General features: G+C 60.6%; 16 protein-coding genes and 1 tRNA gene. 11 read left to right on the plus strand and 6 right to left on the minus strand.

From position 1 onward, the window contains the following. Window positions 1-407: 407 nt before the first annotated feature. A tRNA-Ser gene (locus F8N62_RS09750) sits at window positions 408-495 on the minus strand. Window positions 496-618: 123 nt separating this feature from the next. Here F8N62_RS09750 and F8N62_RS09755 point away from each other — a divergent pair. Beyond that, window positions 619-1,290 (plus strand): Bax inhibitor-1/YccA family protein, encoded by a 672-nt coding sequence (locus tag F8N62_RS09755; protein WP_150710768.1) that lies wholly within the window; start codon window positions 619-621, stop codon window positions 1,288-1,290. A 65-nt stretch (window positions 1,291-1,355) separates the two neighbouring features. Here the strand turns inward: F8N62_RS09755 and F8N62_RS09760 are convergent, their stop codons facing one another. After that, window positions 1,356-1,793, minus strand: a complete 438-nt coding sequence (locus tag F8N62_RS09760; protein ID WP_059182827.1) for an Lrp/AsnC family transcriptional regulator — start codon at window positions 1,791-1,793, stop codon at window positions 1,356-1,358. A 135-nt stretch (window positions 1,794-1,928) separates the two neighbouring features. Here F8N62_RS09760 and F8N62_RS09765 point away from each other — a divergent pair, with 135 nt between their 5' ends. Beyond that, complete coding sequence (locus tag F8N62_RS09765; protein ID WP_150710769.1) at window positions 1,929-2,822, plus strand: DMT family transporter; 894 nt, start codon at window positions 1,929-1,931, stop codon at window positions 2,820-2,822. 39 nt (window positions 2,823-2,861) lie between these two features. On the opposite strand, the gene F8N62_RS09770 is transcribed toward F8N62_RS09765, so the two are convergent. Both F8N62_RS09770 and F8N62_RS09775 read right to left on the minus strand, forming a co-directional pair. Next, entirely contained in the window at window positions 2,862-3,905 is a 1,044-nt protein-coding gene (locus tag F8N62_RS09770) for an FUSC family protein (RefSeq protein WP_150710843.1), read from the minus strand. Between the two features lie 44 nt (window positions 3,906-3,949). Further along, window positions 3,950-5,575, minus strand: coding sequence for an NADP-dependent glyceraldehyde-3-phosphate dehydrogenase (locus tag F8N62_RS09775; RefSeq protein ID WP_150710770.1), 1,626 nt, complete (start codon window positions 5,573-5,575; stop codon window positions 3,950-3,952). 185 nt (window positions 5,576-5,760) lie between these two features. Between F8N62_RS09775 and F8N62_RS09780 the strand changes: the two genes are divergently transcribed. The 9 genes from F8N62_RS09780 (at window position 5,761) to F8N62_RS09820 (ending at window position 14,241) form a co-directional block, all read left to right on the plus strand. After that, on the plus strand, window positions 5,761-6,648 hold the full coding sequence (locus tag F8N62_RS09780; RefSeq protein ID WP_150710771.1) for a Dyp-type peroxidase: 888 nt from the start codon (window positions 5,761-5,763) through the stop codon (window positions 6,646-6,648). 191 nt (window positions 6,649-6,839) lie between these two features. Beyond that, window positions 6,840-7,592 (plus strand): GntR family transcriptional regulator, encoded by a 753-nt coding sequence (locus F8N62_RS09785; protein WP_150710772.1) that lies wholly within the window; start codon window positions 6,840-6,842, stop codon window positions 7,590-7,592. Beyond that, complete coding sequence (locus F8N62_RS09790; protein WP_150710773.1) at window positions 7,589-9,334, plus strand: fumarate reductase/succinate dehydrogenase flavoprotein subunit; 1,746 nt, start codon at window positions 7,589-7,591, stop codon at window positions 9,332-9,334. The genes F8N62_RS09785 and F8N62_RS09790 overlap by 4 nt, the downstream gene beginning before the upstream one ends. Window positions 9,335-9,360: 26 nt before the next feature. After that, window positions 9,361-9,606 (plus strand): ferredoxin family protein, encoded by a 246-nt coding sequence (locus tag F8N62_RS09795; RefSeq protein ID WP_008060065.1) that lies wholly within the window; start codon window positions 9,361-9,363, stop codon window positions 9,604-9,606. Window positions 9,607-9,839: 233 nt separating this feature from the next. Then, window positions 9,840-11,246: an ABC transporter substrate-binding protein gene (locus F8N62_RS09800; RefSeq protein ID WP_150710774.1), complete on the plus strand. Its 1,407-nt coding sequence runs from the start codon at window positions 9,840-9,842 to the stop codon at window positions 11,244-11,246. A gap of 133 nt (window positions 11,247-11,379) precedes the next feature. Then, complete coding sequence (locus F8N62_RS09805; protein ID WP_150710775.1) at window positions 11,380-12,162, plus strand: ABC transporter permease; 783 nt, start codon at window positions 11,380-11,382, stop codon at window positions 12,160-12,162. Further along, the gene (locus F8N62_RS09810; RefSeq protein ID WP_150710776.1) at window positions 12,162-13,010 is read left to right on the plus strand and encodes an ABC transporter ATP-binding protein; all 849 of its coding nucleotides are present in this window, start codon (window positions 12,162-12,164) and stop codon (window positions 13,008-13,010) included. Before F8N62_RS09805 ends, F8N62_RS09810 begins: the two co-directional genes overlap by 1 nt. Next, window positions 13,007-13,969 carry a HEAT repeat domain-containing protein gene (locus F8N62_RS09815; RefSeq protein ID WP_150710777.1) on the plus strand — a complete coding sequence of 321 codons (963 nt, stop codon included), beginning with the start codon at window positions 13,007-13,009 and terminating at the stop codon, window positions 13,967-13,969. The genes F8N62_RS09810 and F8N62_RS09815 overlap by 4 nt, the downstream gene beginning before the upstream one ends. Then, window positions 13,966-14,241: a DUF971 domain-containing protein gene (locus F8N62_RS09820; protein ID WP_150710778.1), complete on the plus strand. Its 276-nt coding sequence runs from the start codon at window positions 13,966-13,968 to the stop codon at window positions 14,239-14,241. Before F8N62_RS09815 ends, F8N62_RS09820 begins: the two co-directional genes overlap by 4 nt. 153 nt (window positions 14,242-14,394) lie before the next feature. On the opposite strand, the gene F8N62_RS09825 is transcribed toward F8N62_RS09820, so the two are convergent. Both F8N62_RS09825 and F8N62_RS09830 read right to left on the minus strand, forming a co-directional pair. Continuing rightward, window positions 14,395-15,132 carry a TorF family putative porin gene (locus F8N62_RS09825; protein WP_150710779.1) on the minus strand — a complete coding sequence of 246 codons (738 nt, stop codon included), beginning with the start codon at window positions 15,130-15,132 and terminating at the stop codon, window positions 14,395-14,397. 105 nt (window positions 15,133-15,237) lie between these two features. Continuing rightward, window positions 15,238-16,980, minus strand: a complete 1,743-nt coding sequence (locus F8N62_RS09830) for an amidohydrolase (RefSeq protein ID WP_150710780.1) — start codon at window positions 16,978-16,980, stop codon at window positions 15,238-15,240. Window positions 16,981-16,988 lie beyond the last annotated feature (8 nt).

Consider the following 16,988-nt stretch of genomic DNA (forward strand, 5'->3'; position numbering starts at 1 on the left):
GCGTCGGAAGGGCAGATGGGCGGCCATGTGCACCCGTTTTCGTCGTCTATGCTGACTTCCGGGATCGGTCCGCGCCGGATCGATTTGCGCATGCTGTGAGCGTATTGAGCCTGTAGCTACCTGTACTTAGTCTTCCCAATCACCGTGATGGGTGAGTCAGAAATGAGCACAAGGCGCTGTATTTTCGTGGTGTTCGCGTTGTCCTTGTTGCCGGCCGGCTTGCCCGAAGCGGCGCAGCCGGACGTGGTGTACGGTCAGGTGCAGTCCTGAGCGCACATCGCCGGAGCCGCGAGTCGATCACCGACGCACCTGACGAGGAGGGGGGGTGGACGGATATGGTCTGGCAAGTTTTTCCAAACGCCAGAAACGACAAAGCCCTGAATAATCAGGGCTTTGTCGTATAAAGATGGCGGAGGCGATGGGATTCGAACTCATGGACCTGTTACAGTCGACGGTTTTCAAGACCGTTGCCTTAAACCACTCGGCCACACCTCCGTTTGCGTTGCGGGCGCCATAATACCTGAATGAAACACACTGTCAAACTCTCTGCATGGCTTGTTACAGGGCGTCTGTTATGATCTTTGCGACTGAACGTTTCAAACCAACAGGAGTGTCGCCATGCGCGAACAGGATTACGCAGTTAATAACAGCGTGCAGGCTGAGCAGCTAGAGGTTAGCCGCGTCCTGCGCAACACATACGGCTTGCTGGCTCTGACGCTCGCATTCAGCGGCGTGATGGCGTTTGTCGCCCAGCAGATGCGTGTTGGCTACCCGAATATTTTCGTGGTGCTGATCGGTTTCTACGGCCTTTTCTTCCTCACCAACAAACTCCGTGATTCGGCGTGGGGCCTGGTGTCGGCATTTGCCCTGACCGGTTTCATGGGTTTCCTGCTCGGCCCGATCCTCAACCGTTACCTGGGTATGCAGGGCGGCGCGGAAGTGGTCAGCTCGGCGTTCGCCATGACGGCACTGGTGTTCGGCGGTCTGTCGGCCTATGTGTTGATCTCCCGTAAGGACATGAGCTTCCTCAGTGGCTTCATCACTGCCGGTTTCTTCGTGTTGCTGGGAGCGGTAGTCGCCAGCTTCTTCTTCCAGATCAGCGGTCTGCAACTGGCGATCAGCGCGGGCTTCGTGCTGTTCTCGTCGGTCTGCATTCTGTTCCAGACCAGCGCCATCATTCACGGCGGCGAGCGTAACTACATCATGGCGACCATCAGCCTGTATGTATCGATCTACAACCTGTTCATCAGCTTGTTGCAGATCTTCGGCATCATGAGCCGCGATGATTAATCGTCGCCCATGAGTAAAAAACCCGCTTCGGCGGGTTTTTTCTTGCCTGCGATTTGGGCGAAGGCTCAGGCCATTGGCGGCAACCGGCGTTTGACCGGGGTTTTCTTCACAATAGCGGTGTTGGTTTCGGCGTGGGTGTTAAGGCGGTCGAGCAGGGTGTCCAGCTGTTCCATAGAGCGCACATGCAGGCGGGCGATGAAGCAGTCGTCGCCGGTGACCTTGTCGCACTCTGTGAACTCGGGAATGGCCTGGATCTGCCGTTCCACTTCCTGCAACTGGCCCGGCAGCGGGCGGATGCGCACGATGGCCTGGAGTTGATAGCCAAAGCACTTGGGATCAATTTCGACGGTGTAGCCCTTGAGCACGCCGCGTTCTTCAAGGCGACGCAAACGCTCGGCGACGCTGGGCGAGGACAGCCCGCTGAGATGCGCCAGGGCTTTGAGCGAACGCCGCGAGTCCTCCATCAATGCGCTGATCAGCACTTGGTCGATATCGTCAGTCATGGCGAAACCTCGATTAGGCAGTTATTCAAATCCACCTTTATAAAAAAGGCAGAAGGCGAGTTTAGCCTGCTTTTTGCGCTGGAGAAGCCCCCTGTCGAATGGGCATACTTTGGGCTCAATCACAGGAGTCTGATGATGGACAACACACTTCGTCGCGGGTCATTCGAGATGACCGCCGCCATGCTGATTTCCGGGACCATCGGCTGGTTTGTACTGGTGTCCGGGCAACCGGTGCTGGACGTGGTGTTCTGGCGTTGCGTGTTCGGCGCCGGCACCTTGTTACTGATTTGCGCGGCTTTCGGCTTCCTGCGGCCCGGCATTCTGACCCGGACCACCTTTCTCCTGGCCGTGCTCAGCGGTGTGGCGATTGTCGGCAACTGGGTGCTGTTGTTTGCCTCTTACTCCCGCGCCTCGATTGCCATCGGTACGGCGGTCTACAACGTTCAGCCGTTCATGCTGGTCGGCTTGGCCGCGCTGTTCCTCAACGAAAAAATCACCTTGCAGAAACTGTTCTGGCTGGGCATTTCGTTTTTGGGAATGCTGGCGATTGTCAGTGCGCACGGCGAACAGGGCAGTGGCGGTAACGATTACCTGATGGGCATTGCGCTGGCACTGGGCGCTGCGTTCCTCTACGCGATTGCCGCGCTGATTATCAAACGCCTGACCGGTACGCCACCGCACCTGATCGCGCTGATTCAGGTGACCACCGGCGTGTTGTTGCTGGCGCCATTCGCGCACTTTTCGGCCATGCCGCAAGCACCGGGGGCGTGGGCCAGTCTGGTAACACTCGGCATCGTTCACACCGGCGTGATGTACGTGTTGCTTTATGGCGCGATTCAAAAATTGCCGACGGCACTCACTGGCGCCTTGTCGTTCATCTACCCGATCGCAGCGATTTTCGTCGACTGGTTCGCCTTTGGCCATCGCCTGGAAACGCTGCAATGGATTGGCGTCGCCGCGATTTTGCTGGCCGCTGCCGGTATGCAACAGGGCTGGAGCCTGAAGTTTCGGCGTCCAGTGGAGCTATAACAAATATTTCGGTCCGTGAAGATCAAATGTGGGAGCGCATCAGATGTTCCAGCGCGGCGCCGTCTTGGCCAGGCGCTGGCGCATCTCGCCAATATTGGCCGCCAGTTGCCGGACCAGTAGGCGGTAACCATCCAGCGGCTGATAGACCGGTGCATCGAGGCTTGCATCCGCCGGCCATTCAACCGGCCGATTGAGCCGCCCGGATGCACCGGATTTCAGCGCCCGCGCCATACCGATCAACTGCACCCGAACCAAACGATGCTCCACTTTCAACGCCAATTGCAGATTGGCCATGGCATCGGGGTCGTTGGCATCCGGCCGGGTATTGCCGAGGATTTCCAGGGTGCTGACGCACATTCGTAGATGCCGCTGGATCGCATCGAGTTCGGTCATGGAAATCTTCACTTCCTTGGACACCGACGGCATCAGCGAGCGCAGTTGCACCATCACCGCGTTCAGGCGGTTCATCACTTTCACGTGCTCGTCATCGGTGACGGGCTGGCCATTGATAATGCGCCCGTAAATTGTCGCGCAATCGCGCAAGGCATCTGCCAGGTTGTAGCGCCAGGAATACACCGCGTACAGCGGCAGGGCGAAGGAAAACGCCAGGGCCAGGGCGATGCCGATCAGGATGTCGACCCCGCGCCACAGCCCGTCGCTCATCTGGTTGTCGCCATGTCCGGCGACGATGAACACGGTGATCGCCGACAGCAGTGCGGTGTAACCGCCCTTGCCGATGGCGTGGTACGAGAAAAATCCGCAGACCACCGACATCGCAAAATAGGTCAGCCACGGCATTCCGAGCCAGGCCTGTTGCGCCACCAGCGCCAGGCCGACGCCAGCACCAATCAACGTGCCGATCGCACGCTCGGCGGCTTTTTTGCCGATATTGCCGTGGTGCTGCAAACCGCCGATCACCACCAGCATCGTCACCGACGCCCATTCACCGTGGGGCAGGTTGATGCCGGTGGTCAGCAGGATCGTCGCCAGCAACCCCAGCGATACGCGAACCGCGTGGATCAGTCTGGCGTGGCGATAGCGCCGGTACGGGTCCAGCAACGGACGCAATATCCGGCGCAGCAGCGGTGGCAATCGATGGGCTCTGGAGGTGCTCAGGCGGGTTGTCCTCAGAAAATGTAATCGGTGGTCAGGAAACTCGAACTGCGGCCGCTGATGATCTCGCTGATCAGGTCCTTGTTGGTCTCCTGGAACTTGGTCGCGACCAGTGTGCGAATCGAAAACACCCGCAGCGCATCATGCACCGACAGCGTGCCTTCGGCGGAGTTCTTGCGGCCGTTGAACGGGTAGGTGTCCGGACCGCGCTGGCACTGGGCGTTGAGGTTGATCCGCCCGACCTGGTTGGCGAAGGTGTCGACCAGCCGGCCGACCGCCACCGGGTTGGTGCCAAAGATGCTCAACTGCTGGCCGAAGTCCGATTCCAGAACGTAATCGATCACCGTGTCCAGATGTCGGTACGGCACGATCGGCACCACCGGGCCGAACTGTTCTTCCTGATAGACGCGCATTTGCGGCGTCACCGGGTACAGCACCGCCGGATAGAAGAACGACGCGCGAGCTTCGCCGCCATTCGGGTTGACCACGCGAGCGCCTTTGCTTTCGGCATCCGCGACCAGCGCGTGCAGATAGTCGACCTTGCCCGACTCCGGCAGCGGCGTCAGTGCCACGCCGTTTTCCCACGGCATGCCGGGTTTGAGGCTGGCGAGTCTGGCGTTGAATTTTTCGATGAACGCCTCGACCACGTCTTCATGGACGAAGAGGATTTTCAGCGCGGTGCAGCGTTGGCCATTGAAGGACAGCGAACCGGTCACCGCTTCGTTCACCGCGTTGTCCAGGTCCACTTCGGGCAAAACGATGCCTGGGTTCTTCGCGTCCAGGCCCAGCGCCGCACGCAAACGGTGAGGTTTGGGGTGCAGTTTTTTCAGGTCGCTGGCGGCTTTGTTGGTGCCGATAAAGGCAAAGATATCGATCTTGCCGCTGGCCATCAGCGCGCTGACCGTCTCGCGGCCGCTGCCGTAGATGACGTTGATCACCCCGGCCGGGAAGCTGTCGCGGAAGGCTTCCAGCAGCGGGCGAATCAGTAGCACGCCGAGTTTGGCCGGTTTGAACACTACGGTATTGCCCATGATCAGCGCCGGAATCAGCGTGGTGAAGGTTTCGTTCAGCGGATAGTTATAGGGGCCCATGCACAACGCCACGCCCAGCGGAACGCGACGGATCTGGCCGAGCGTGTCCTGTTCCAGCTCGAAACGGCTGGAGCGGCGGTCGAGTTCCTTGAGCGCGTTGATGGTGTCGACGATGTAGTCGCAGGTGCGGTCGAACTCTTTTTCCGAATCCTTGAGGTTCTTGCCGATTTCCCACATCAGCAACTTGACCACCGCCTCACGCTGTTCGCGCATGCGCCCGAGGAAGGTTTCGACGTGTTGGATGCGTTCGGCCACGCGCATGGTTGGCCACAAACCCTGACCCCGGTCGTAGGCGCGAACGGCGGCGTCGAGGGCGGTCAGTGCGGTCTCGGCATCGAGCAGCGGCGTGCTGCCGAGGATCACTTGTTCATCGCCGTTTTCACCGGTCAGGTACACCGGGCTGCGGACCTGGGCGAGGGGGCCCGACCAGGTTTTGAGTTCGCCATCGACCAGGTATTCACGTTGCTCGGTCTGGCCGTCGAGGCGGTATTTTTCCGGGATGTCGCCGGCGGCGGGGAACAGGTTGCCGAGGATAGGTGCTGTGGTCATGTCGCTACTCCATGTGATGTAAGCCATGCGCTGGCGGCTTGCCGTTCAGATTCACTTCACAGGTTATACGCCTTATTGCCCCGACTTTTTAAGTGCTCCTGCGCAGGAACTCGCGATCTTTTGACCTGACAACACACAACGGGCGATGCGGCGGGTAAACTTCGCGCTCTTTTTAAGGAGTTCATATGAGTTACTACCAGCCGGGCATTCTCGCCACCCCTGTTCCACCCCAAGCCCGTCATCTGTTCTTCGCGCTGGAATCGGTCGATGCATTGCCGGCCGCGCTCGACAAACTGATGCAGCTGGTGGACGGAAAGTCGGCGGTGGTCGGTTTTGGTGAATCCCTGGTCAAGGCGCTGCACGTGCAGATCGACGGACTGCGGCCGTTTCCGGCGCTGACCGGCGTTGGTGTCGATAACCCGTCGACCCAGCATGCGCTGTGGTGCTGGTTGCATGGCGTCGACCGTGGCGAGTTGCTCAATCGCAGCAGCGCCATCGAAGCCGCGTTGGCCCCGGCGTTGCGCCTGGTGCAGATGAATGAAACCTTCCGCCACCTCACCGGCCACGACCTTACCGGTTACGAAGATGGCACCGAAAACCCGCATGACGAAGCCGCCATCGGCGCAGCGTTGCTGAGCGAAGGTGCCGAAGGTCTGGTGGGCGGCAGCTTCGCCGCGATCCAGCAGTGGCAGCATGACCTGAAGGGTTTCCACGCGATGCCGTCCGAAGAGAAGGACAACATCATGGGCCGCCGTTTGAGCGACAACGAAGAAATCGATGACGCGCCGATTTCTGCCCACGTCAAACGCACCGCCCAGGAAAGCTTCGCCCCGGAAGCGTTCGTGGTCCGTCGTTCGATGCCGTGGATCGAAGGCGATCGTGCAGGATTGATGTTCCTTGCGTTCGGTTTTTCCCTGGATGCGTTCGAAGCGCAACTGCGGCGCATGAGCGGTCTGGAAGACGGCATCACCGATGGTTTGTACCGCATCAGCCGGCCGATCACTGGCGGCTACTACTGGTGCCCGCCGTTGAAGGACGGACATCTGGATCTGCGCGCATTGCGTATGGGCTAAAACGATCAAAAGCTCAAAAGATCGCAGCCTTCGGCAGCTCCTACCGGGTGATCGTGGTGTAGGAGCTGCCGAAGGCTGCGATCTTTTTTCTTTGGCACGCAGAATCTAACCTTATTCTCAAAAGGTATTTCTCAACCCATTCGTTAGAACTTTAAGATCACGTCATAACTCGTTATAACAAGTGATCTGCCATGACCGATAACGTTCTAGCGCTCAGCAGCGTGCCTTTACATACCCAACTGCGCGACGTGCTGCGCGCTCGCATTCTCGATGGCCAATACCCGCAAGACAGCCAGATGCCTTCCGAAAGCGAGCTCGGCGCGCTGTTCAAGGTCAGCCGCATTACCGTGCGCCAGGCCCTCGGTGATCTGCAGAAAGAAGGGCTGATCTTCAAGATCCACGGCAAGGGCACGTTCGTCGCCAAGCCGAAAACCTTCCAGAACGTCAGCACCCTGCAAGGCCTGGCCGAGTCCATGACCGGTCGCGGCTACGAGGTGATCAACCGCCTGCGCAGCTTCAAATTCATTCCCGCCGACAAGCTCGTAGCCGAGCGCTTGCAGGTTGCCGAAGGCGAGACCGTGGCGCAGATCAAACGGGTGCGTCTGATCAATCGCGAGCCGATCTCGCTGGAAATCACCTACCTGCCCAAAGCCCTCGGCGAACGGCTGGAAAAGGCTGACCTGGTCACCCGCGACATCTTCCTGATTCTTGAAAACGACTGCGGCCTGGCGCTCGGTCATGCCGACCTGGCCATCGACGCGGTGCTCGCCGACAGCGACCTGACCCAGGCGCTGAACGTCGAAGCCGGCTCGCCGATCATGCGCATCGAGCGTCTGACCCGCGATGCCAGTGGCCATCCCGTGGACTTCGAACACCTTTACTACCGCGGCGATGCGTTCCAGTACCGCCTGCGGATCGACCGGCAAAAAGGCGCGCAGATATGAATCACAGCCCTGAAACCAGAAGCACGCTTGAACAGGAATACGACATTGTGGTGATCGGCGGCGGCACCGCAGGTCCGATGGCCGCGATCAAGGCCAAGGAGCGCAACCGCGAGCTGCGCGTGCTGTTGATCGACAAGGCCAACGTCAAACGCAGTGGCGCGATCAGCATGGGCATGGACGGCCTGAACAACGCGATCATTCCCGGGCACTCGACGCCGGAGCAGTACACCAAGGAAATCACCATTGCCAACGACGGCATCGTCAATCAGGCAGCGGTGTACGCTTACGCCACCCACAGTTTCGAAACCCTCTCGCAACTGGATCGTTGGGGCGTGAAGTTCGAAAAGGACGAAACCGGCGACTACGCGGTGAAAAAGGTCCACCACATGGGCGCCTACGTGTTGCCGATGCCGGAAGGGCATGACATCAAAAAGGTTTTGTACCGCCAGTTGAAACGGGCGCGGGTCAGCATTACCAACCGGGTGGTTTGCACACGTTTGCTGACGGACGAAGAGGGCGCAGTCAACGGCCTGATGGGCTTCGACTGCCGCACCGCCGACTTTCACGTGATCAAGGCCAAAGCGGTGATCCTCGCGTGCGGCGCCGCCGGGCGTCTGGGTTTGCCGTCCTCGGGTTACCTGATGGGCACCTACGAAAACCCGACCAACGCCGGTGACGGTTACGCCATGGCCTATCACGCCGGGGCCGAACTGGCGAACCTCGAATGCTTCCAGATCAACCCGCTGATCAAGGATTACAACGGCCCGGCCTGCGCTTACGTCACCGGTCCGCTGGGCGGCTACACCGCGAACAACAAGGGTGAACGCTTCATCGAGTGCGATTACTGGAGCGGCCAGATGATGTGGGAGTTCCACCAGGAACTCGAAAGCGGCAACGGCCCGGTGTTCCTCAAACTCGATCACCTGGCCGAGGAAACCATCCAGAACATCGAAGAGATCCTGCACAGCAACGAACGCCCGAGTCGCGGCCAGTTCCACGCCAATCGCGGCACCGATTACCGCACGCAGATGGTCGAGATGCACATCTCGGAAATCGGCTTTTGCAGCGGGCATTCGGCGTCGGGTGTGTGGGTCAACGAAAAGGCCGAGACCTCGGTCAAGGGTTTGTATTCGGCCGGTGACATGGCCGCCGTGCCGCACAACTACATGCTCGGCGCGTTCACCTACGGCTGGTTTGCCGGCACCAACGCGGCGGATTTTGTCGCTGGCCGCGAGTTTTCAGCGGTCGATGCCCGGCAGATCGAAACAGAGAAAGCCCGGGTGGATGCGCCACTCGACCGCGAACACGGCCTGCCGCCGGCGCAGGTCGAGTACAAGCTGCGGCGCTTCGTCAACGATTACCTGCAACCGCCGAAAGTCACCAAGAAGATGCAGATCGGTCTGCAACGTTTCAGCGATATCCAGCGCGATCTCGATCAGATCAAGGCCCACAACGCCCACGAACTGATGCGCGCCATGGAAGTCAGCATGATCCGCGACTGCGCCGAAATGGCCGCCCGCGCTTCGTTGTTCCGCGCCGAAAGTCGCTGGGGGCTTTACCACTATCGGGTCGATCACCCGCAGCGCAACGACAGCGACTGGTTCTGCCATTGCCACTTGAAGAAAGATGAAAACGGCCAGATGAGCAGTTTCAAGAAAGCCGTCGAGCCTTACATCATCCCGCTGGATGCCGAAGAAATGCAGGCCTACGACCGGCTGCGTGTCGGTGCCTTTGCGGCCTGAGCCCCATCAGAAAAAGAGACCGCGAAATGGCCTATCAACCCCAGGAAATTTTCTTCCGCTCCAACGCGCCGGTTACGGTCGACGAAGATCTTTGCATCGCCCACAAAGGCTGCACCGTGTGCGTCGACGTCTGCCCGATGGACCTGCTGGCGATCAACCCGGCCACGCAAAAGGCCTACATGGCCTTTGACGAATGCTGGTATTGCATGCCGTGCGAAAAGGACTGCCCGACCGGGGCCGTAAAAGTCGACATCCCGTATCTGTTGCGCTAACCGACAGGACGCCATCGCTGGCAAGCCAGCTCCCACAGGGATCTCCGCCAGCCGCAAATCTTGTTTACACCGACGAAACCTGTGGGAGCTGGCTTGCCAGCGATGAGGCCGCCACAGACAACCAAAAAGCCATCCGGCAACACCGGACGCTCGCTTCAAACACCCCTCGTTTCCCACCACGCCCTGATCGTGGCGGAGACGAACATCCTATAAATGATTCGAGGGGATTCACAATGCTATTGCGTGCAGCTTTCGCCGGTCTGGTACTGGCTTCGTTCACCTTGTCGGCCTCCGCCGAAACCATCCGCATTGCCATCGGCACCCAGGACACCACGATCAACTGCGCCGCAGGCGGTCTGTTGATTCGCGAGTTGGGCCTGCTCGATAAATACCTGCCCCACGACGGCGCCTACAAAGACGCGAAATACCAGGTGGAATGGAAAAACTTCACCAGCGGCGCGCCGCTGACCAACGAGATGGTCGCCGGCAAACTCGACTTCGGCGCCATGGCCGATTTCCCCGGTTCGTTCAACGGCGTCGCCTTCGAAACCGCCGGCAAGCACAGCCTGTTCATCAGCGTGCTGTCGGGCAGCATCAAGGGCAGCGGCAACGGCATCGTGGTGCCGAGCGCATCGGGCGTGCAGTCGCTCGCCGAACTCAAGGGCAAAACCATTTCCGTCCCGTTCGCCTCGACCGCGCATGGCATGTTGCTGCGCGCCGTGGCGGCTCAAGGTTGGGACCCGCTGAAAGATGTGAACATCATCGCCCAGCCGCCAGAAGTCGCCGGGTCGGCGTTGCAGGCCGGGAAGATCGATGCCCACGCCGACTTCGTGCCGTTCGCCGAACTGTTCCCGAGCCGTGGTTTCGCGCGCAAGATTTATGACGGTTCACAGGCGAACGCGCCGACCTTCCATGGCGCACTGGTCGATCAGGCCTATGCGAAAAAGTACCCGGAAATTGTCGTCGCCTACCTGCGCGCCAGCCTCGAAGCCAACCAGCTGTTGACGGCGGAACCGGAGAAATACAGCGAGCTGATCGCCAAAGTCACTGGCGTCGATGCCGAGGTCAATTACCTGTTTTACGGCCCGCTCGGCGTTCAGACCCGCGACCTGAGCTGGAAACCGGAATACCGCCAGGCCGTCGGCACCGCCATCGACACCCTGAAACTGTTGAAGAAAGCTGATCGCGGCCTCGACCTCAATACCTTCATCGACGACCAGTACATCCGCGCCGCGTTCAAGGCCTCGAACCTGGATTACACCGCGCAACTGGCGAACTACGCACAGACGCCGCTCAAAGGTGTGGATGCGGCGAGCGGCAAGGCCATCACCGACATTCACCGGGTGGCGGAGATCTGGGTGCGCGGCGAACCGAAAGTCCGTCAGTACGCTTCGGCGGAGGCGGCGTTCACGGCGTTGGCCGGCTTGAAATCCGAAGGCAAAAACATTCGCGCGGTGTATGCCCAGGCGAGTGACAGCGGGATCAAGTTGCTGGCGGATCAGGCGTGGTTTGCCAGTGATGCGCAAGGGCGGTTGAGTGCCTTCCTGCTCAAGGGCCAGGCCCAGCAATTCGCCACGGCCCAGGGCGGCAAAGTCCTCGACTTCACCGACGCCACGACCCAGGCGGTTGCCGTTCGCTAAAAAGCCTGATCACTGAGCCCTGTAGGAGCTGCCGAAGGCTGCGATCTTTTGATCTTGACCTCCAGCAATCCTGAATCAGCCAAAAGATCGCAGCCTTCGGCAGCTCCTACAGGTTCGCTATTGGAAGTTATGTATGTCCCGATCATTGATCCGCTGGATTCCGCGAGCAGCCTCAATTCTGCTCTGCCTTGCATTCTGGCAACTCGCCGCGAGTGGCCACTGGAACCTCGGCCTGGTCACTTTCGCCAACGTGCCAACACCCTTGGCCGTGATTGAAGCGGCGATGGGCCTTGGCGACTCCGGCAAACTCGCCCAGCACCTGAGCAGCAGCCTCAGCCGGGTGTTCGCCGGTTACCTCGCGGCACTGATTATCGGCATCGCGCTGGGCCTGGCCATCGGCCGCTCGAGATGGGCCGAAGACCTGTTGCTGCCACCGCTGGAAGTGTTGCGCCCGATCCCGGCGGTGGCGTGGATTCCCCTGGCCATCCTGATGTTCCCGTCATCGGAACTGTCGATGGTGTTCATCACCTTCACCGGCGCGCTGTTTCCGATTCTGCTCAACACCGTGCACGGTGTGGAAGGCGTCGATCCGCGACTGATCGCTTCGGCAAAAAGCCTGGGTGCCGGACGGCGGGCGATTCTGCTGGAGGTGATTTTGCCCGGCGCCGCGCCGAGCATCATCACCGGCCTCGCCATCGGCATGGGCACTTCGTGGTTCTGCCTGGTGACGGCGGAAATGATCTCCGGCCAGTACGGCATCGGCTATTACACCTGGGAGTCCTACACCATTCAGAACTACGCCGACATCGTCGTCGGCATGTTGCTGATCGGTGTGCTCGGGATGGGCAGCAGCCTGCTGATCAAACGCCTCGGCGGTTTGTTCACGCCTTGGCATCGACCACGAGGAAAAGCCTGATGAGCGTATTTCAACACCCTGAAGGGCGGATCGATATCTGTGGATTGTCGATCAGTCTGGGGCAGGGCAGCGCCGCGTTCGAAGCCGTGCAACACCTTGATTGCCAGATCGAACCGGGGCAGTTCGTGTGCATTCTCGGGCCGTCCGGTTGCGGCAAGTCCACCTTGCTCGGCGCGTTGGCCGGGCATCTGACGACGTACAGCGGAACCCTGAATGTCGACGGTTCTCCGGTCGCCGGTCCTTCGCCGCAGCGTGGCATGGTGTTCCAGCATCACACGCTGTTCCCCTGGCGTACGGTGCGCGACAACGTGGCGTTTGGCCTGAAAATGCGCGGCATCGGCAAGGCCGAACGGCACACGGCCGCCGACGACATCCTTGCGCTGGTCGGCCTCGACGGTTTTGCCGAACGTTGGCCCGACCAGTTGTCCGGCGGCATGCAGCAACGGGTGGAAATCGCCCGGGTGCTGATCAACCGTCCGCGTCTGTTGCTGATGGATGAGCCTTTCGGCGCCCTTGATGCCCTGACCCGCTTGAACATGCAGGCGTTGCTGCTGGATATCTGGACGCGGATTCGCACCACCGTGGTGTTCGTCACCCATGACATCGACGAAGCGCTGTTCCTCGCTGACCGCTTGCTGGTCATGAGCTCGCGTCCCGGCCGGATCATCGAAGACCTGCGCCTCGACTTTCCCCGGCCGCGCACCACCGAACTGGTGACCAGCCACGAGTTCTCGCGCCTCAAGCGTCATTGCCTCGAATTACTGCGTCACGAAGACGGTCGGCAGCTACCGCGCCTGAACCCTCTCGGACTGCCTCCTGAAAACAAACTGCCGCGATTTGCCCTATGACCTCACTATTCGATGTAACCGATAACCAAGAGATTCTTGCCCTGCAACCGCGCCTGACCGATGCCGACGCGGGTGTGCGCCGGATTGCCCTGATCGAACTGGCCGACCTCGAAGAACCGGACGGCTTGCTGTGGCTGGTCAACCGACTGGCCGCCGACCCGACCGAAGACGTTCGTGCCGAAGCCGCGCGCTTGCTGGAGGCCTGGGAGGATGAGCCGGTCGTCGAGGCGCTCTGCCAGGCGTTGACCGATCCGTCGCCGGCCGTGCAAGCCGCCGCCGCGCAAAGCTTGAGCCTGCTTAAGAGTGAATCCGCGGGCCGGGTGGTTTTGCCGTGGACCGGGCACACCGACATCAACGTGCGCATCGCCGCGTTCAGGGCGTTGCGCGAGTTGCGCTTTCCCGGTGCCGCGACGGCTGCTTCAAGCGCCTTGAGTGATGAAGACGCCAGCGTACGTCGCGAAGCCGTGGGCGTGCTCGGCTGGCTCAAACAGCTGGATGCCTTGCCCGCGCTGGCACGACTGGCCAGTGACGACCCGGACACAGAAGTCCGCCGCGCCGCCACCGGGGCCTTGGGTCTGGCGTCTGACGCCCAGGTGCTGCCGGCGCTACGCCAGGCCTTGCGGGATCACGCCTGGCAAGTACGCGAGGAAGCCGCGACCACGCTGGGCAAGGTCGGCCACACCGATGCCGGCCCGGCACTGGTCGACGCGCTGAGCGACGATTACTGGCAAGTGCGCCTGCGCGCCACCCGCAGCCTCGGGCGCTTGCGTTACACCCCGGCGTTGGACGCGCTGATCGAAACCCTCGGCCATCGCATCAGCAACCTGCGCAAGGAAGCCGCGCTGGCGCTCGGCGAATTGAACGACAAAGGTGCCATCGCCCCGTTGCAGGCTACGCAAGACGACGGCGATCCGGAAGTGCGCAAAGCCGTGCGCATTGCCTTGAGTCAGCTGCAATGAGCCCGCTGACGATCGGCAATTCGCGCAGCACACAGCAACTGCGATTGAACTGGCCGGATGGGCGTGAGCAACGGCTGGATCACGCCGGGTTGCGCCGCCAGTGCCCGTGCTCGCAGTGCCGGGCGTTTCGCTTGCAAAGGCTGACGCCAATGGTCGATTCACGTGTTCAAGTGATCGAGTTGAACGCCCAGGGCTACGGCCTGCAACTGATCTTCAGCGACGGCCACGACCGCGGAATCTACCCGTGGGCCTACCTGGCTGCCCTCACCTGAATGCTTGTAGGAGCTGCGTAGGAGCTGTGTAGGAGCTGTCGAGTGAAACGAGGCTGCGATCTTTTGATCTTGTTTTTAAAAAATCAAAATCAAAATCAAAATCAAAAGATCGCAGCCTCGTTTCTCTCGGCAGCTCCTACGGGGGCTCTGTGGTCAGAAGGATTTGCTGATGCTCGCCACTACGGTCGCGCTGCAGACATCATCAAACCCCCAATTGCTGGCGCACTGGCTTTTCGACAGGTCGGTGTCGATGTAGCTCAACCCCAGCATCACACCGGCCAGTTCGTGGGTCAGTTTGACTTCCCATTCGCGGTACGAGTCTTGCGCATGGCCGGAGCTCGAGTACAGGTGCGGATCCTTGAAATCCATGTTGCCGTATCGCAGTTTCAGGCCGGTGTCGTAAGGCAACTCCGTTTCATACCCAACGTAGCTATAAAGCGAGCTTTGCTGGCTGTCGATACCCTGTGCATCGGCGGAGTAATAGGCGGCCAGTTTCACCCCGTAAGCGCTGAGGATGGCGTAGGTCTCGCCCTGATTGAACTGGCTTTCTTTGGGATAGGCGTATTTCAGGTAACCAAGGTCCAGGCTGACCGCATCGGTCGCCTGCCACAGCCAACCGGCGTAGTAATCGACTTCCTGTCGGGTTTTCAGGCCGCCGCCGAAATCGACGTTGGAACTCCAGGCGCCGAGGTACAGGCCGCTACTGTGAGCGAGGGTCACACCGGCCTGAATCGCGGGATCGTTCTGGGTTTGGGAAATGCCGCGGGTGCGGTAATCGCTGGCCAGGGTCAGGTCGACCAGCACGGCGAAGTCGTCATTCAAAGGCAATGCCTGGCTGCTCATGGGCAGCACGCTCAAGGAACCGAGGGCGAACAGGGTGAAAGCTTTCATGGGTGCATCCCGCTATTGTGATTGTTATGGGCAGTTTTTCGCGCAAGGCTGCGCCGCTCCCCGGCAATGCGTGCGGGGGACGGGCAGTGGTTCGGGTGATTATTTTTAGAGGGGGCGTGTGTAGACTTCGCGGCCGGCAAACCAGGTTTGCAGCACTTGGGTGTCATGCAGGGCTTTGTTGTCGACGCTGAAGACATCGCGGTCGAGCACGATGAAATCGGCTTGCTTGCCAGTGCTCAGCGAACCGATCTGCTGCTCCAGGCCGATGGTCCGGGCCGCGTTGAGGGTGTAGGCATAGAACATGGTTTCGCGGTCCAGGCGCTCGTCGGCGTTGAGCACGCCCAGCGGGCCGTCGCGGGTGATGGCCTGGGCCATGGCGTTCCACGGGTTGGATGAGGATACCGGCCAGTCGCTGGCGCCCGCGATGGTCGCGCCCTGTTTGAGCAGCGAGTGCGCCGGGTATTGGTAGCGGAAGGCGAGGGCGCTGACGTACGGCTTGATCATGTCCAGGGTGTAATCGTCGGCGGTGGCCCACAGCAGCTGCATCGAGGCGATGACGTCGAGCGGTTTGAACCGCGCAAACTCTTTCGGGTTGACCATTTGCAGGTGCGTGATCGAATGCGTCACGCCGCTTTGGCGATCCTTGCGCGCCTGAGCAATGCCGTTCAGCGCCTCACGCACCGCGCGGTCGCCGATGGCGTGGATGTGCACCCGCCAGCCGCGCTGATCGATGGCGCTGACCAGCTCGCCGAAATGCTTGGGATCGATCAGCAGTTCGCCCTGTTTGTGCGAATTGCTGTACGGATCGATCATCGCCGCGCTCTGCGCCGGGTACTCGATCACGCCGTCGGCGAAAATTTTCACGCCCGGCAGGGACAGGTTGGGGATGCCCTGAAATTGCTGACGAACCTTGTCAAGCGTCTCGAGATCGGCCGGTACGCTTTTCGGATTGGCCACCAGCAGCGCGGCCACGTGGACGCTCATGCCGCCGGTTTCGGACAGCGCTTTGTAGGCGGGCAGGACGCCGACGGTTTTCTCCGTCGGTTTGAGCGCGAACACCGGCTCGCCGGGCGCGGCGTTGGCGGCGGGGTCCATCCACGCGGTGATGCCGAGGCTGTTGTTGTAGCGCACAGCCGATTGCGCGGCTTTGAGCATGTTGGCGGCGCTCGGCACCGGCATTTTCGAGGCGACGCGATCCCAGCCGGCGTCCACCACGAAACCGTTGGGGTTGCCATCGGCGAGTGTGCCGATCGTGTCTTTCTCGGCGTCCGGCAGGGTTTTCAGCAGCGCTGCATTAATGCCCGCGCGTTCCAGCATGACGTTATTGGCCCACGCGGTGTGGTGGTCGCTGCCAGTGAACACCACCGGCACCGTGGCCCATTCGCCGCTGTTGAATTTTTTGCCCAACGCTTCGGCCTGGGCCCAGTAAGCCGAACTCATGCCGGCCACGCTCAGGACATCGCCATGCTTCGCCTTACCATCGTCACGCCAGCCTTTGAGGCGTTTTTCCAGTTCGTCGAGGTCAACCACCTCGTCTTCCATGTTGGCGGAAGCCATCTCCAGACCGCCGAAAATCGCGTGGGAATGGCTGTCGATCAGGCCGGGCATCAATGCCTTGCCGCCGAGATCGACCACCTTGGTTCCGGATTCGATCAAGGCCTTGATCTGCGCGTCGCTGCCGACTTGCAGCACTTTGCCGTCCTGCACCGCCAATGCCTGCACGTTCGGTTGGGCGCGGTCGGCGGTGAAAATCTTGCCGTTGAGCAGCACCAGATCGGCGGCTGCCATGGCTTCCATCGAGGCAAAACCCATTGCGGCCATCAATAGATTCGGGATGAATCTTTTCATTGAATGTT

This window comes from Pseudomonas fluorescens (genome assembly GCF_902497785.1).
Classification (GTDB): domain Bacteria; phylum Pseudomonadota; class Gammaproteobacteria; order Pseudomonadales; family Pseudomonadaceae; genus Aquipseudomonas; species Aquipseudomonas fluorescens_BO.

Coding starts and splice junctions, on each gene's coding strand:
- F8N62_RS09755 (WP_150710768.1), top strand. CDS start 619: ATGCGCGAACAGGATTACGCAGTTAATAACAGCGTGCAGGCTGAGCAG.
- F8N62_RS09760 (WP_059182827.1), bottom strand. CDS start 1,793: ATGACTGACGATATCGACCAAGTGCTGATCAGCGCATTGATGGAGGAC.
- F8N62_RS09765 (WP_150710769.1), top strand. CDS start 1,929: ATGGACAACACACTTCGTCGCGGGTCATTCGAGATGACCGCCGCCATG.
- F8N62_RS09775 (WP_150710770.1), bottom strand. CDS start 5,575: ATGACCACAGCACCTATCCTCGGCAACCTGTTCCCCGCCGCCGGCGAC.
- F8N62_RS09780 (WP_150710771.1), top strand. CDS start 5,761: ATGAGTTACTACCAGCCGGGCATTCTCGCCACCCCTGTTCCACCCCAA.
- F8N62_RS09785 (WP_150710772.1), top strand. CDS start 6,840: ATGACCGATAACGTTCTAGCGCTCAGCAGCGTGCCTTTACATACCCAA.
- F8N62_RS09790 (WP_150710773.1), top strand. CDS start 7,589: ATGAATCACAGCCCTGAAACCAGAAGCACGCTTGAACAGGAATACGAC.
- F8N62_RS09795 (WP_008060065.1), top strand. CDS start 9,361: ATGGCCTATCAACCCCAGGAAATTTTCTTCCGCTCCAACGCGCCGGTT.
- F8N62_RS09800 (WP_150710774.1), top strand. CDS start 9,840: ATGCTATTGCGTGCAGCTTTCGCCGGTCTGGTACTGGCTTCGTTCACC.
- F8N62_RS09805 (WP_150710775.1), top strand. CDS start 11,380: ATGTCCCGATCATTGATCCGCTGGATTCCGCGAGCAGCCTCAATTCTG.
- F8N62_RS09810 (WP_150710776.1), top strand. CDS start 12,162: ATGAGCGTATTTCAACACCCTGAAGGGCGGATCGATATCTGTGGATTG.
- F8N62_RS09815 (WP_150710777.1), top strand. CDS start 13,007: ATGACCTCACTATTCGATGTAACCGATAACCAAGAGATTCTTGCCCTG.
- F8N62_RS09820 (WP_150710778.1), top strand. CDS start 13,966: ATGAGCCCGCTGACGATCGGCAATTCGCGCAGCACACAGCAACTGCGA.
- F8N62_RS09825 (WP_150710779.1), bottom strand. CDS start 15,132: ATGAAAGCTTTCACCCTGTTCGCCCTCGGTTCCTTGAGCGTGCTGCCC.
- F8N62_RS09830 (WP_150710780.1), bottom strand. CDS start 16,980: ATGAAAAGATTCATCCCGAATCTATTGATGGCCGCAATGGGTTTTGCC.